Below are 13,581 nucleotides of genomic sequence, written 5' to 3' on the forward strand. Positions count from 1 at the left end.
TCCTGATTTCTACTGCTCGTTGCGATGCCACCAGCCGCCGCCCAGCGCCTGGAATAAAGCCGCGCTGTCACCCAACTGGCTGGCGTGCGCTTGCGCCAGCGCCATGCTGGCCTGGCGTACATTCTGTTCAGCAGCGATCAGCGCCAAACGGTCCTGGTAACCCTTTGCGTGCTGGCGCTCCGTCAGTGCCAGCGCCTCCTGCGCGGCAACGCTGGCCTCTTCGGCCGAGCGCAGCGCCGCCGTGTCGCTGTCGATGGCGTGCAGCACGTCGGCCACGTTCTGGAATGCGCCAGCCACAGTGGAGCGATAACTGGCGACTGCGCCGCGCAGCGTTTCATTTGCGGCGGCTTCGCGGTGTTTCAGCGTACCGCCGTCAAACAGGCTTTGCGTCACGCTGGCGGTCAGCTCGAAGAATTTACCACTGTTCCAGAACATCTGGCCGAACTGGCTAGCGGCGCCGCCCGCCGTGCCGGTAATCGAGAACTGCGGCAGGCGCGCCGCGCGGGCGATGCCGACATCGGCACTGGCGGAACGCAGCTGCTCTTCGGCAGCGCGCACGTCCGGCCGCTGCTCCACCAGTTGCGACGGCAGCGTCAGGGGCAGCTCTTGCGGCAGCCGGAATGTGTCCAACTCAAATGCGGGCAACGTGCCATCGCTGCGGATACCGGCCAACACGCGCAGCAGATCGCGGTTTTGTTCGAGCTGTTTTTGTAGCGGCGGCAAAAGCTGGCGCGCTTGCGCCAGCGCCCCCTGCTGGCCTGCAAACTCCAGCCGTGAGATATAGCTAGCCTTGAGTTGACGCTGCGTCAGCGCCAAGGCGTCCTGATTGGCCTTGATGGTTTCCTGCACCAGCGCGATCTGCCGCCGCAGCAAGGCGTCCTGGAACGCCGCCGCCACGATGTTGGAAGCCAGTGTAATGTAAGCCGCTTCCAGCTGGAAGCGCTGCACCTGTTGCTGCGCCTGGGCTGATTCCACCAGCCGGCGATTGGCGCCAAGTACGTCGGCCGTGTAGCCAACCGTCAGCTGCGCAGTGTGGAAGTTATAGATCACCGGCGCATTGAATGGCGCTGAACCGCCCTCGCTGGCCGGGGTGTTCTGGGTGGTGCTAATCACCGAGCCGTTGCCCTGCACGCCCGGCGAGTTGCCGCCTTGATTACCTGCCAGCTTGGTGCGCGACGGCGAGTAGCCCGCTTGCACCGACGGATAAAAATAGCCCTGCTGCGCATAGACGTTTTCCTGCGCTGCGCGCAAAACAGCCGTTGCAGCTTCGATGCCGGGATTAGCAGTCCACGCCTGTTCTATCAGCGCGTTCAGCACCGGCGACTGAAACAGCGTCCACCAGTCGCGCTGGATATCCTGCTGCGTGTAGCGTTGTCCAGCCGCCGGCGGCGCGTCTGCATACGCTTGCGGCAGGTCCAACGCAGGCCGTTGGTAATCCGGCCCGACAGCGCAGCCGGCGAACAGCATGGCCAGCGCTGCAGCGACGCCGCAACGGCGAATGAGGGTGAGTGGCTTCATGGCGCTATCCGGGCTGCATCGCCCGGCTCAGAGAAATTCCCAAACAGGCGCAGCGCAACCGGCAGCACCAGCAGCGTGAATACGGTGCCGCTAACGATGCCGCCCACGATCACGCAAGCGAATGGCCGTTGCGTCTCGCTGCCGATACCATGCGACAGCGCAGCAGGCAGCAAGCCCATACCAGCCATCAGCGCGGTCATCAAAATCGGCCGCAGGCGAATCGCCGCGCCCTGCACGATGGCGAGGCCCACCACCGTACCTTCACGTACGCGCTGCATCACCTCTTCCACCATGATCACGCCGTTCTGCACCGAGATGCCTGCCACCGCGATAAAGCCCACCGCTGCCGATACCGACAAATGCAGCCCCGCCAGCGCTAGCCCAGCCAGCCCACCGATCATGGTGAATGGCACCATACCCAGCACCAGCGCCGCCAGTCGCACCGAGCGGAAGGCCCAGAACAGCAGCGAAAACATCAACAACACCGTCAGCGGAATAATCACCGCCAGCCGCTTGGCTGCGCGCTGCGAGTTCTCAAATTGTCCGCCCCAGCTGATGTCATAGCCGGGCGGCAGTTTCACCTTGTCCTGCACCGCGCGCTGAGCTTCATCGATAAAGCTGCCCTGGTCGCGGCCCAACAGATTCATTTTGACGATGACGCTGCGCGAGCCGGCCTCGCGCAAGATGCGCGACACGCCCTGGCGCAATTCGATATCCGCCACTTCGCGCAAAGCGACCGTGCCCGGGCCATTGCCCACCTGCGTGCCCGGTACCGCCAGCCGCAGTTCGCCGATGGCGTCGATGCTGCCGCGGCTACGCTCATTCATCTTCAGCACCACGTCGAAACGCTGGTCCTGCGAGAAGTAGCTGCTGGCGGCGGCGCCCGACAAGGCTTCGTTGACCAGGGTGTTGACGTCGCTGATGCTGATGCCGTAACGCGCCAAACGGCTACGGTCCGGCGTCACCACGACTTCGCTCTGGCCGCCGATATGCGTTGCTTCAACATCGGTAGCGCCGGGAATCGCCTGTATCACATCAACCAGCTGCTGCGCCTTGCTTTCCAAAATATCGAGATTGCTGCCGCTGATTTTGGCCACAATCTCGCCACGGAAGCCGGACAGCGACTCCTCCACGTTATCCTGGATCACCTGCGAGAAATTGGTAGTCACGCCGGGAATCCCGGCCAGGCTGGCGGACATACTAGCCACCAGCGCCTCCTTATCAGCAAAGCGCCATTGCTCGCGCGGCTTCAGGTCCACCAGCGTTTCGAGATTGTTCGGCCCTTTGGGATCGGAGCCGTCATCCGGGCGGCCGGCCTGACTGATGACGTGCGCCACCTCGGGATAAGCCATCAACTTGGCGCGCATCAAACGCTCCACTTGTTTGGTGGTTTCCAGCGCAGCGGACGTCGGCAAGGTGATGGTCAGCCAGATATTCCCTTCATCCAGCTTGGGCATGAATTCACTGCCAAGGCGCGGCGCCAGCGCAAACGCCAGCACTACCGGCAGCAGCGAGATCCACAGCACCGGACGCGAACGAACCAGCGCCCACTCCAGCAAACCCTGATAGCGCTGCTGTAACCACGCCAGCCAGCGGCTGTGCTTTTCCACCAGAGGGCTGCGCTGTGTGGTCCACGACAGCAGCGTAGGCAGCAAGGTAAAGGTCAGCAGCACCGCACCCGCCAGTGCAAACGACAGCGTCAGCGCCACCGGCGTGAAGATCTTCCCTTCCACGCGCTGGAAAGTGAAGATCGGTACAAAGGCCAGGATGATGATCGCCTTCGAGAACAGCACCGGATGCGCCATATCGCTCATGGTCCGGTGTAGCACGTGCATACGCGCCTCGATCGGATTGGTCTCTTGCACCGGCATCAGCGCCATGCGCACCATCAGCGCTTCCACGATCACCACTGCGCTGTCGATGATGATGCCGAAGTCCACCGCGCCCAGTGAAATCAGGTTGGCCGATACGCCGCGCGCATGCATCAAGATAAAGGCAAACAGCAGCGCCAGCGGAATCACGGTCGCCACGATCAGCGCCGCGCGCCAGCTGGACAGGAACACCACCAGAATCGCGATGACCAGCAACGCACCGGTGACCAGGTTCTCCGCCACCGTTTTTACCGTGTGGTGAACCAGGTCGGTGCGATCGTATATCGGCACGATGCGTACGCCGGCCGGCAAGCGCTTTTGCAGCTGTGCGATACGTTCCTTCAGGTCGGCATTGATCTTGGATGGATTACCACCCTTGGTCATGGAGACGATACCTTCGACGATACTGTCGCGCGCATCAGCGGCAACGATGCCGAAACGCGGACGTTCGCCTTCGCGTACTGTGGCCACATCGCCCACCATGATGGCGCGGCCTTGGCGGGAAGCGATCACCACCCGGCGCATATCGGCCATGTCCTTGAACAAACCAGCGGAACGCACCACCAGCGATGCATCGCCAAGTTTCAACAAGCCGCCGCCGGCGCTACCGCTGCCGTTGCCGATGGCCTGGTTCAGCTGATCCAGCGTAATTTGATATTTTTGCAGCAGGAAGGGATCGGCCTCGATCTGGTATTCCTTGATCGCGCCACCAAAGCTCACCACATCCGCCACGCCCGGTGTCATGCGCAGCGCGGGACGGATGGTCCAGTCCTGCAGGGTGCGAATGTCCGCTTCCGGCATGCCGCGCGGCGCTTCCACCGCGTAGCGATACACTTCACCGACGGCAGTGGACAAGGGCGCCAGCTGCGGTTGCACGCCGGTAGGCAGCGTGACGGTGGCGAGTTTTTCTGTGACTTGCTGGCGCGCGAAGTAGTTGTCGGTATCGTCATCAAACGTCAGAGTGACGATCGAGAGGCCGGTCATCGTCACCGAACGCACGTTGATCAAGTGAGGAACGCCGGCCACCTCGCGCTCAATCGGCAGCGTTACCGTGCGTTCCATGTCTTCCGGCGCCTGCCCTGCCAGCTGCGAGATCACGCGTACCTGCACGTCCTGCACATCGGGAAAAGCTTCAATCGGCAGATTGGACAAAGCGTACAAGCCAAATCCCACCAGCGCACACACCAGCACCATTACAAACACGCGCTGGCGCAGCGCGAAAACGATCAAGCGGTCAATCACGGCGCGCCACCTGCGCGGGTGCCCATTTCCGCATCCAGCAGCAAGGCGCCGCTGATGACGATGTTTTCGCCGCCCTTAACGCCTTCGCCGAGATAACTGGCGTCACCGCCATGCGTCAGCATTTTTACCTGACGGCGCTGAAAATGTCCGGCGCCGGTCTGCACGAACACGTAGTTGTACAAGCCGCGATTGACCAGCGCGCTGTTAGGCACTTTAACCGCACTGCCCTGCGCATGCAGCAGCGTGCTGCGTACGAACATCTCCGGTAGCAGTTTGCCAGCCGGGTTATCGAGGCGCGCACGCACCACCACGCGGCGCGTGTTCGGATCGACGGTCTGCCCAAGCTGGGTAATCTCGGCCTTGAAATGCTCGCCCGGGAAGGCGTCGCTTTCAACATCAACGCCGGTGCCCAGCGTAACGCTGGACAGCATGGATTCCGGCACATCGATCAGCAGCCACAGTCGGCGCGGGTTGGTCACCACGAACATCGGCGACGCCATGCCCGGACCGACGTCCAGCGACGGCGTCACCGCGCGCTCGGCCACCACGCCATCCATCGGGCTGGCCACGGCAAAGCGCTGGCCCGGCAAATGCAGACCGTGGGGATTGATATTCTTGACGCGCTGCGCGGCACGCACGGTTTCAGCACGCGCTTGCAAGTAGTCGGCCTGCGCGGCCTCCCAGTCCTTGGCGGCGACGGCTTCGCCGGGCCCTAGCTCCTTGGCGCGCTCAAACACCTGCCGCTTACGCTCTTCGTCGGCCTGCGCTTTGCCCAAATCCGCCAGCGCTGCGCCGAAATCCGGCGAATCGATTTCGGCCAGCACCTGACCGGCGTGCACCTTGTCGCCAGGCGCCGCCTTGATGGCCATCACGCGGCCAGCCACGCTGGCGCCCAAACGCGCGGTGACATCTTCGTCGTACACCACGCGCGCGCTAAGTGCATCGCCGGCCGGCACAGCAACCGACGGCAGCACCTGCGCGCTGATCATCGCCAGCTGCGCTGCGCCGTTGGGATACTGAAGTTCATCCGGATTCCCCGGCGCCGTCGCTGCAGGCTGTGTGGCAGCCATCGCCGGCTGCTGCAGATACAAGTGATATCCGATCGCAACCGCCCCCGCCAAAACCAGGGAGGCGATGACGACCGGCGTTTTTTTCATGTTCATGCCGTTACTCGTGTCAGTTACAATGATGCGGCGCATTGCCAGCGTTGCATTGCTTGATAATACCCAGCCAACCTTGCCTGAACCTTGCCATGCCAATTTTGCTCGTTGAGGATGACCGCGAACTCGCCCACGGATTGAGCAGCTCCCTGGCGCAATCTGACTACGTCACCGATGTCGTCTTCGATGGCGAGTCGGCGATTGCGGCCTGCAAGCGCACCGCCTACGACTTGCTGGTGCTGGACCTCGGCCTGCCCGACATGGATGGACTGGAAGTGCTGCGCCGCCTGCGCCGCGTCGGCATGAGCGCACCGGTGCTGATCCTGACGGCGCGCTTCGACCTGGACGACCGCGTGTCCGGCCTCGATGCAGGCGGCGACGACTACCTGGCCAAACCGTTCGCGCTGCCCGAACTGGAAGCGCGCATCCGCGCCCTGCTGCGGCGCGGCGCTCCACAAGAATCACGTATCCAGTTTTGCGATATCACCTTCGAACCCGCCTCCAAGCAAGCCAGCATCCACGGCCGCGAGCTCTCGCTGACGGCAGCCGAAGCATCGGTCCTCAGCCTGCTGCTGCGCCGTCCCGGGCGTGTGGTGAGCAAGTCGCAGTTCGTCGATGAAATCTACGACCATGCCGATGAAAAGAATCCTGCCATGATCGAAGTCTTTGTCAGCCGCTTGCGCCGCAAATTAGCGGAGGCCGAATCGCGAACGCTGATACGTGCGTTGCGTGGTCTTGGCTACAGGTTGGAACAGGCGCAGCATGAATAAGCCTGCACAACTGAGCCTGCGGCGGCAGCTACTGATCCATCTGGCGATCCCGCTGCTGGCCGTGTTGGGGTTGGGCGGCGCGGGCGGCATGCTGATTGCCCGGCAGGTGGGCTATCAGGTGCACGACCAATGGCTGCTCGATTCGGCGATGACGCTGGCCTCGCAAGTCAAGAGCGATGGCCGGGAAGTCAAGCTGATACTGCCGGTCACCGCGATCCAGATGTTTGAATGGGACCGGGTCGACCACATTTACTGGCAAGCCACCTCGCAGCAGCAAGGACTTTTGTTGGGTAACGCGGAGCTGCCGCCGCCACCTCCGCCCATGCTGAAATCCAAGCCGCAATTCTACGACGCGATCGCGGACGGCCAACCGGTGCGCGTTGTTGCCATTGATTGGCCGGCGCCCGACGGCATCAACGACACCGTACGCATACTGGTCGCAGAGACTATGCATAAGCGCGAAAGCGTGGCCGCCAAAATCTTTTCGCAATGGGCGCCGCTGCAAATCGGCGTGCTGGTACTGGCAGCGGCCTTTATCTGGCTGGCGGTGACGCGCAACCTGAGAAAAGTGGACAGCGTCGCGGCGCATCTGGGCGCGTATGAAACCGGCAGCCTGACGCCGATCGCCGACGCAGAACGTATGCCTGCCGAAATCGCGCCACTCATCAGCGCCATCAACGGCTTGCTGGCGAAGCTGGGCACGGAGCAGGAATCGCAAAAGCGCTTCATCTCCAACGCCGCGCACCAGCTGCGTACACCGCTGGCGACACTCCAGATCCAGACCCAGCGCGTATCGCGTGAACGCGATCCACTCAAACACAGCGAGGCGCTGGATGATGTGCACCGCGCGGTCACGCGCCTGCACCACGTCACCCACCAGTTACTGACGCTAATGCGTTCAGAACAGCAAACGGAAAAGCATTTGAAACTGGCGCAGCTTGACCTGGCCGATATCGCACGCCAGGAAGTCGAACGCTGGGCCGACAGCGCGCTGGAAAAGGAAATCGATCTTGGCTACGAAGGCCCGGAACACGGCCTCACGATTACCGGCGAAAGCAATCTGCTGCGCGAGTTGATCGGCAACCTGATAGACAACGCCATTCGCTACCAGACTGCCGGTGGCACAGTAACGCTCATCCTCGAAGACAACCCGGTCACGCTTTCGGTAGACGACGATGGCCCCGGCATTCCGGAAGCGGAGCGCGGCCTGGTGCTGGAACGTTTTTATCGCGGCAGCACCAGCGAGATGGCCGGCGGCTGTGGACTGGGGCTACCCATCGCCTACGAAATCGCTGCCCGCCACGGTGCGCAGCTGAGCATCACGTCAGGCACCTGGAATCGCGGCACGCGGGTGCAGGTCAGGTTCCAGCAGACATAAACCTGCCTCAGACTGTGAATGGACTATTATTAATACTCACCGGTAAATATTCGCTACTCATCAGTAGCTTTTTTTATTTGATGGTAGTACCATCAGCTTGTCGCCGCCCGGCCGCCTCGCCCTTTACTACCGCTTTTAAGCCGATATGACTCTGCGTACTGCCTTTTCCCTCCTGGGCTGGATTACTGTGACAGCCTGCTTTGCTGCCCTGGGCGCCGCTGGATCGGCCTCCGCGCCAGTATTTTATGCGCAACTCTCCCAACCATCATGGGCGCCGCCGGCATGGCTGTTCGGCCCTGCGTGGACACTGTTATACCTGCTGATGGCGGTGGCAGCCTGGCGCATTGCGCGTACCGAGCACGCCACGCCGGCCTTGCAGCTGTATGTGGGCCAACTGATTCTTAACGCAATGTGGAGCTGGCTGTTCTTTGCGTGGCATCAGGGCGCTTGGGCGTTCGCCTGCATCATCGTGCTGTGGCTTATGATCGTCGCCACCATCGTCCAATTCAAGCGCCGCGACCGCGTCGCCGCAGCGTTACTGCTGCCTTACATCGGTTGGGTCAGTTTTGCCACGGCGCTGTGCTTCAGCATCTGGCAGCGCAATCCCAGCGTGTTATGACACTCATCGGAATAACCATCATGAATGAACAGGCCATTGCCTACCGCGCCGACCATACACCGGTATCCGAACGCATCCGCGCTCGCCTGATGCAGCACGGTGCACGCTTCCATGCCAATGACAATATCGCCGACTATATAGAACCGGGCGAGCTTGATGCCTTGCTCGATGAAGTGAGCCTGCGCATGCAAGGCGTACTGGAAAGTCTGGTGATTGATACCACCAACGATCACAACTCGCAAGATACGGCGCGCCGCGTCGCCAAGATGTATTTGCAGGAGGTGTTCGGCGGCCGCTACACGGCGGCGCCCTCCGTCACCGAGTTCCCCAACGTCTCGCACTTGAATGAGCTGATGATCATCGGTCCGATCACGGTGCGCAGCGCCTGCTCGCATCATCTGTGTCCGGTGATGGGCAAGGTTTGGATAGGCGTCATGCCGAATCAACACTCCAACCTGATCGGCCTGTCGAAATATGCGCGGCTGGCCAGCTGGATCATGAGCCGCCCGCAGATTCAGGAAGAAGCCGTGGTGCAGCTGGCCGAGCTGCTGCAAGACAAAGTGAAGCCGGACGGCCTGGCGGTTATTATGGAAGCCGATCATTTTTGCATGCAGTGGCGCGGCGTCAAGGATAACGACGCGCGCATGATTAATAGCGTGATGCACGGCTCCTTCCTTAAGGATGCAGCGCTGCGGCGCGAATTCCTCGCGCTCATCAAACGTTGACCAAGGAGTTACCATGCTCGTCCGCCTACTATATGCCAGCCGTCCTGCGGTCCAGACTGATATTGATGTCATCGCTATTTTGCAGCAAGCGCGGCGCCATAATCCGGCCGCCGGCATCACCGGCGTGTTGTGCCACAACGAACGTCTCTACCTGCAAGTGCTGGAGGGCGGACGCGCGCAGGTGAACCTTCTGTATGGCCGCATCATGGCCGACACGCGCCACACCGACGTGACACTGCTGCGCTATGAAGACATCAGCGAACGCCGCTACGCCGGTTGGACCATGGGACAAACCAACCTCGATAAACTCAATCCCGGTACGCTGCTGCGCTACTCCGCACTGCCGGAATTTGATCCCTACAGCCTGGGCGGCGATAGTTCGCTAGCGCTGATTGATGAACTGATGAACGCGGCCGCTGTGCTGGGCCGCGCATAATATTCAGGCCGCCCAAAGACGGCGATAGGCGCCGTCGGGATCATGTTCTGCGGTCTGCTTGTCGAGATTAAAGCGGCGACCGCCGCGCGGATCGCTGCCACGGCCGGCGATATATAGCCAGTTACCTTGATTGCTGTAGACATCGTAGTCGACCAGTTGCGATTCAAACCAGGCAGCACCGGCACGCCAATCGCCATCCAGTTCGTAGATCAGGTAACTAGCCACTGCTTGCCGCAGGCGGTTGCTCAAATATCCTGTCGCTTGCAACTCGCGCATGGCGGCATCGACCAGCGGTTGACCGGTAGCGCCGTTGCACCAGCTTTCGAACGCGGAAGCATTATGCGAGGGCGTGGGCAGTGAGCCAAGTCCGCGCCCACGATACAAGCGGCTACCGTATTGCAGGTGCAGGAAACGGAAGTAGTCACGCCAGAGCAATTCAAACCATAGCCAATAACTGCCGTCACTGGCGCCATGCACCGCCTCAAACTGCCGCAACGCATCGAGAATATAGCGGGCCGACAGCGCACCGCTGGCAAGCCAGGGTGACCACTTGCTCGAGTAGTCCAAGCCGGTCAGGCCGTTACGGGTTTGCTTGTAGGTAGTTGGCAGTTGGCGCTTCAGGTAACGCGCCAGATGCGCCTTGCCCGCAGTTTCTGCGCCGGTCAGGCCAGCCAGCGACGAGCGAGCATCACTTGCCGCCATTGGAGCAAACGGCAGCGCAAGCAAGTCTGGTGGCAGCGTTATGCCGGACGGCCAAGGTGGCAACGTGGCCGGCGCCGGTAATGGCATTGGCGCCGCCAATTGCGCGCGTTCCACCGCTTGCCGGAATGGCGTGAAGGAAGCCGGCAAGTCCGCCGCTTGCCACGGCAGCGCAGACGGATCTAGCAAGCTACTCTGCCAGATGGTCTGCACCTGCAAGCCAGCCGCCCGCAACGCATCTACCTCCGCCTGTTCCTGCGGTGCCGCGATCTCCTCGCATACAACACGATGTGCACCAAATACACGCGCCAGTTCTGGCAGTGTGATGCTGGCAGCACCCCGGCAAATCAATAGCGGACAATTCAGCTGTTCGAGCTGCTGCGCCAGGTCCTCCAGCGCCGCCGCCAGCCAAGCGCGGCGATGCGATCCCACGCGTGCGAAACCAAACTGACTACGCTCGTCTAAATCGGGCAGGCAAAACACCGGCACCAGATGGCGCGCTCCCCCCTCGCAAGCGCGCTGCAGCGCCAGTTGATCATGCAGGCGCAGGTCGTTACGAAACCAAAATAGCACTGTACTCAAGATACACTCCGACGCTTGCCGTTGCGGCTACTCCAAAAAACGTCATCGATAATATCATGCAAAAAAAAGGCTGGCGCGGGGACGGCGCCAGCCCAAGACACTACTACCCCTTACTACAACTTAAAACTTCATCGATACGCGCGCGCCGAAGGTACGCGGGTTGTTGTAATACGCCGCCCAGATCTGCTGCTTCGGCTGGCATGGGGCGCCAACCTGGGTGCAGACTTCAATCGCGTCGTACTTCACTTCCTTGTCGGTGGCGTTGTTCACAAACAGTTCGGCGGTGTAGGCTTTGCCGAATGGTTCATAGCGCACGCTTAAATCCAGCGTGGTGTACGCCTGCTGCATCTTCACACCTGGATGGCCCGGCACATCGTTCGAGAACGCGCCCGAACCAATGAAGGACTCGGTCTCGTAGTGCGCCGAAACGCGCGGCGTGACACGGCCCTTGCCGGTGTCGAAGTCATGCTCGTACATCAGCGTGGTGGCAAAGGTCGGCGCGTGTTTCAGCACGCTGCCGCCTACGTTCACGGTCGGCGCGGTGGTGCCGCAAGACTGGCCGTTGGCGCGCGCTGCATCGACGTCGCAGGACAGGAAGTCGTCGTAGCGCGCTTTCAGCCAGGTGGCGTTGCCACTGAAGCGATCCACGCTGGTCGGACGCCATGCCCATTCCGCTTCCACACCCTTCACCGAGGCGCCGGCCGCGTTGAAGTTCTGCAGCGTGTTGTTCACCACTTGCGACTCCAGCTTGTCCTTGTACTTCATCCAGAACGCGTCGATGTTCAACGACAGCTGGTGGTCCAGCAGGTCCGACTTGAAGCCGAATTCATAGCTGGTCAGCTTTTCAGGCTTGGTGGTAGCACCGCCGTCGCCGATGGCCGGCGAGTGGAAGCCGGTGGTCACCGACGCGAAGGTCAGGATATCCTTCGACACCTTGTACTCCACGCGGCCCAGCCACGTCGCCTGGCCGTACGCCAGGTCGGCGGTGTTGTCGCCGTAGGTATTGCCGCAAGTGGTTTGATTCACCACGCCGCCCGGTCCGATATTGTGGGTGTTGATGGTGCCCACGCCCGGCGTCACCAGTTGCGCGATCTGGCTAGGCGTCAGCGTGGCGCCGCGCGGTGCGTTGTCCGGCCAGTTCGGGCAGGCCCAGTTCTGGCCACCGATGTCGAACTTGTGGTCCTTGGTGTAGCGCGCGCCGGCGGTCAGCTTCCACACCGGGTCCAGCTCATAGCTGGCTTGCGCGAAGGCCGCTTTCGAATGCAGCTCGCGGTCGCCCTGGATGAAGGACATGGCCGATGCATACTGGCCCACGGTCGGCTGCACGAAGATCACGCTGCCGTTGGCGATATCCTGCGCCAGCATCGCTTCCGAAATCTGGCTGCGATCAATGTCGAAGCGGATCTTGTTTTTCTCGCGGAAGAAGAACAGGCCACCCACCCATTGCAGTGGCGCTTCGCTATCCGAGCGCAGTTGCAGCTCGTTCGAGACGCTGTCGAATTGCCCCCATTCGGTGCGGTTTTCCGCCTTGAAGCCAGGGTAGAAACCGGCGTCCGCATCGCTGGCGTTGCTGCGTTTCAGGCGGCTCCACGCACCGAGGTACTGCGCCTCGATGCCGTCAACCGGACGCCATTGCACCTTGCTCTTGGCCGTGAGGATGGATTGATCCAGGGTCCCCGGCGTATCGATCAGCGCCGAGCGCAGGTTCTGACCCGCTTTCGGTTCGGCCGACAGATAGATGTTGCCAGCGCCGGTGTCGGCGTAGTAGTCGGCGATGAAGGTAGCCTTCAGCTCCGGCGTGAACTTCCACAGCAGCGAAGCGCGCGCGCCTTGCTGGTTGCCGGCGCCGTATTTCTGCGTGCCCGGCATCACATTCGAGCCCTTGCGGAAATCGACGTAGCCGTCATGCTGGTCCTTGATGGCGGCGATGCGCAGCGCGATGTCGTCGCTGAGAGGGATGTTGATCATGGCCTGCGTTTGCACATGGTGGTAGTCGCCCACCGTCACGCTGGCCGAGCCGAATACCTTGCTGGTGCTTGGCGCGCCGGATACCAGGTTGACGGCACCGGCAGTCGAGTTACGGCCGTTCAGCGTACCTTGCGGGCCGCGCGCCACCTCGACGTGATTCAGGTCGTACATCATCGCCGTAGCACCTTGCGGACGCGCTACGTAAATGCCGTCCACATAGAATGCCACCGCCGGGTCGCCTAGCTCCGTGTGATTGGCCGAGCCCACGCCGCGCATGTAGACGTGCACACCGCCCGAATCGCTGTGCGGCTCGACCACCAGGCTAGGCACCATCGCCGTCATGGTGGCCAGATCCTTGACCTGGTTGTTGGCCAGCGTGTCCTGCGTGTACGCGGTAATGGCCAGCGGCGTGTCCTGCACCAGCGTGTCGCGGCGGGTGGCGGTGATGATGATTTTCTCGACGTTGTCGGCGGATGTCGTCGGTGTCTGCGCTGCGGCCTGCTGCGCATAAGCTGCGCCGGATGCCAGCGCGATTTGCGCAATGCTGAGAGCCAGTATGGTTTTTTTCATTTGTCTATCTCCTCGTTTTCTTCCAAGTGGAACCGCTTCCACC

At 61.7% G+C, this 13,581-nt stretch carries 10 protein-coding genes; 5 read left to right on the forward strand and 5 right to left on the reverse strand.

From position 1 onward, the window contains the following. Positions 1-9: 9 nt before the first annotated feature. From GTP46_RS25990 to GTP46_RS26000, 3 genes are read right to left on the reverse strand one after another with little or no spacing between them, the layout of a single operon-like run. On the reverse strand, positions 10-1,518 hold the full coding sequence (locus tag GTP46_RS25990) for an efflux transporter outer membrane subunit (RefSeq protein WP_202414436.1): 1,509 nt from the start codon (positions 1,516-1,518) through the stop codon (positions 10-12). Next, on the reverse strand, positions 1,515-4,631 hold the full coding sequence (locus GTP46_RS25995) for an efflux RND transporter permease subunit (protein ID WP_161009533.1): 3,117 nt from the start codon (positions 4,629-4,631) through the stop codon (positions 1,515-1,517). The genes GTP46_RS25990 and GTP46_RS25995 overlap by 4 nt, the downstream gene beginning before the upstream one ends. Beyond that, the gene (locus tag GTP46_RS26000) at positions 4,628-5,794 is read right to left on the reverse strand and encodes an efflux RND transporter periplasmic adaptor subunit (protein ID WP_229259100.1); all 1,167 of its coding nucleotides are present in this window, start codon (positions 5,792-5,794) and stop codon (positions 4,628-4,630) included. The genes GTP46_RS25995 and GTP46_RS26000 overlap by 4 nt, the downstream gene beginning before the upstream one ends. 89 nt (positions 5,795-5,883) lie before the next feature. Between GTP46_RS26000 and GTP46_RS26005 the strand changes: the two genes are divergently transcribed. From GTP46_RS26005 to GTP46_RS26025, 5 genes are all read left to right on the forward strand, one after another. Beyond that, positions 5,884-6,561 carry a response regulator transcription factor gene (locus tag GTP46_RS26005; protein WP_161009534.1) on the forward strand — a complete coding sequence of 226 codons (678 nt, stop codon included), beginning with the start codon at positions 5,884-5,886 and terminating at the stop codon, positions 6,559-6,561. Next, the gene (locus tag GTP46_RS26010) at positions 6,554-7,939 is read left to right on the forward strand and encodes a sensor histidine kinase (protein WP_161009535.1); all 1,386 of its coding nucleotides are present in this window, start codon (positions 6,554-6,556) and stop codon (positions 7,937-7,939) included. The genes GTP46_RS26005 and GTP46_RS26010 overlap by 8 nt, the downstream gene beginning before the upstream one ends. 145 nt (positions 7,940-8,084) lie before the next feature. After that, positions 8,085-8,558 carry a TspO/MBR family protein gene (locus tag GTP46_RS26015; protein WP_161009536.1) on the forward strand — a complete coding sequence of 158 codons (474 nt, stop codon included), beginning with the start codon at positions 8,085-8,087 and terminating at the stop codon, positions 8,556-8,558. 20 nt (positions 8,559-8,578) lie between these two features. After that, on the forward strand, positions 8,579-9,283 hold the full coding sequence (folE, locus tag GTP46_RS26020; RefSeq protein ID WP_161009537.1) for a GTP cyclohydrolase I: 705 nt from the start codon (positions 8,579-8,581) through the stop codon (positions 9,281-9,283). Positions 9,284-9,296: 13 nt separating this feature from the next. Continuing rightward, positions 9,297-9,719 (forward strand): BLUF domain-containing protein, encoded by a 423-nt coding sequence (locus GTP46_RS26025; RefSeq protein WP_161009538.1) that lies wholly within the window; start codon positions 9,297-9,299, stop codon positions 9,717-9,719. A 3-nt stretch (positions 9,720-9,722) separates the two neighbouring features. Here GTP46_RS26025 and GTP46_RS26030 read toward each other — a convergent pair whose 3' ends face one another. Together GTP46_RS26030 and GTP46_RS26035 are read right to left on the reverse strand one after the other, a co-directional pair. Further along, a complete protein-coding gene (locus GTP46_RS26030) occupies positions 9,723-11,000 on the reverse strand; it encodes a DASH family cryptochrome (protein ID WP_161009539.1) in 1,278 nt (425 codons plus the stop codon). Between the two features lie 120 nt (positions 11,001-11,120). Then, entirely contained in the window at positions 11,121-13,538 is a 2,418-nt protein-coding gene (locus GTP46_RS26035; protein WP_161009540.1) for a TonB-dependent receptor, read from the reverse strand. Between the last annotated feature and the right edge of the window lie 43 nt (positions 13,539-13,581).

It is taken from the genome of Duganella flavida, from assembly GCF_009857445.1.
In the GTDB taxonomy this organism is placed as follows: Bacteria; Pseudomonadota; Gammaproteobacteria; order Burkholderiales; family Burkholderiaceae_D; genus Rugamonas; species Rugamonas flavida.

Excerpts from the sequence above, each read along its gene's own strand:
- folE (WP_161009537.1), top strand. The coding sequence starts at position 8,579 with ATGAATGAACAGGCCATTGCCTACCGCGCCGACCATACACCGGTATCC.
- GTP46_RS26025 (WP_161009538.1), top strand. The coding sequence starts at position 9,297 with ATGCTCGTCCGCCTACTATATGCCAGCCGTCCTGCGGTCCAGACTGAT.
- GTP46_RS26000 (WP_229259100.1), bottom strand. The coding sequence starts at position 5,794 with ATGAACATGAAAAAAACGCCGGTCGTCATCGCCTCCCTGGTTTTGGCG.
- GTP46_RS26035 (WP_161009540.1), bottom strand. The coding sequence starts at position 13,538 with ATGAAAAAAACCATACTGGCTCTCAGCATTGCGCAAATCGCGCTGGCA.
- GTP46_RS26010 (WP_161009535.1), top strand. The coding sequence starts at position 6,554 with ATGAATAAGCCTGCACAACTGAGCCTGCGGCGGCAGCTACTGATCCAT.
- GTP46_RS26015 (WP_161009536.1), top strand. The coding sequence starts at position 8,085 with ATGACTCTGCGTACTGCCTTTTCCCTCCTGGGCTGGATTACTGTGACA.
- GTP46_RS25990 (WP_202414436.1), bottom strand. The coding sequence starts at position 1,518 with ATGAAGCCACTCACCCTCATTCGCCGTTGCGGCGTCGCTGCAGCGCTG.
- GTP46_RS26005 (WP_161009534.1), top strand. The coding sequence starts at position 5,884 with ATGCCAATTTTGCTCGTTGAGGATGACCGCGAACTCGCCCACGGATTG.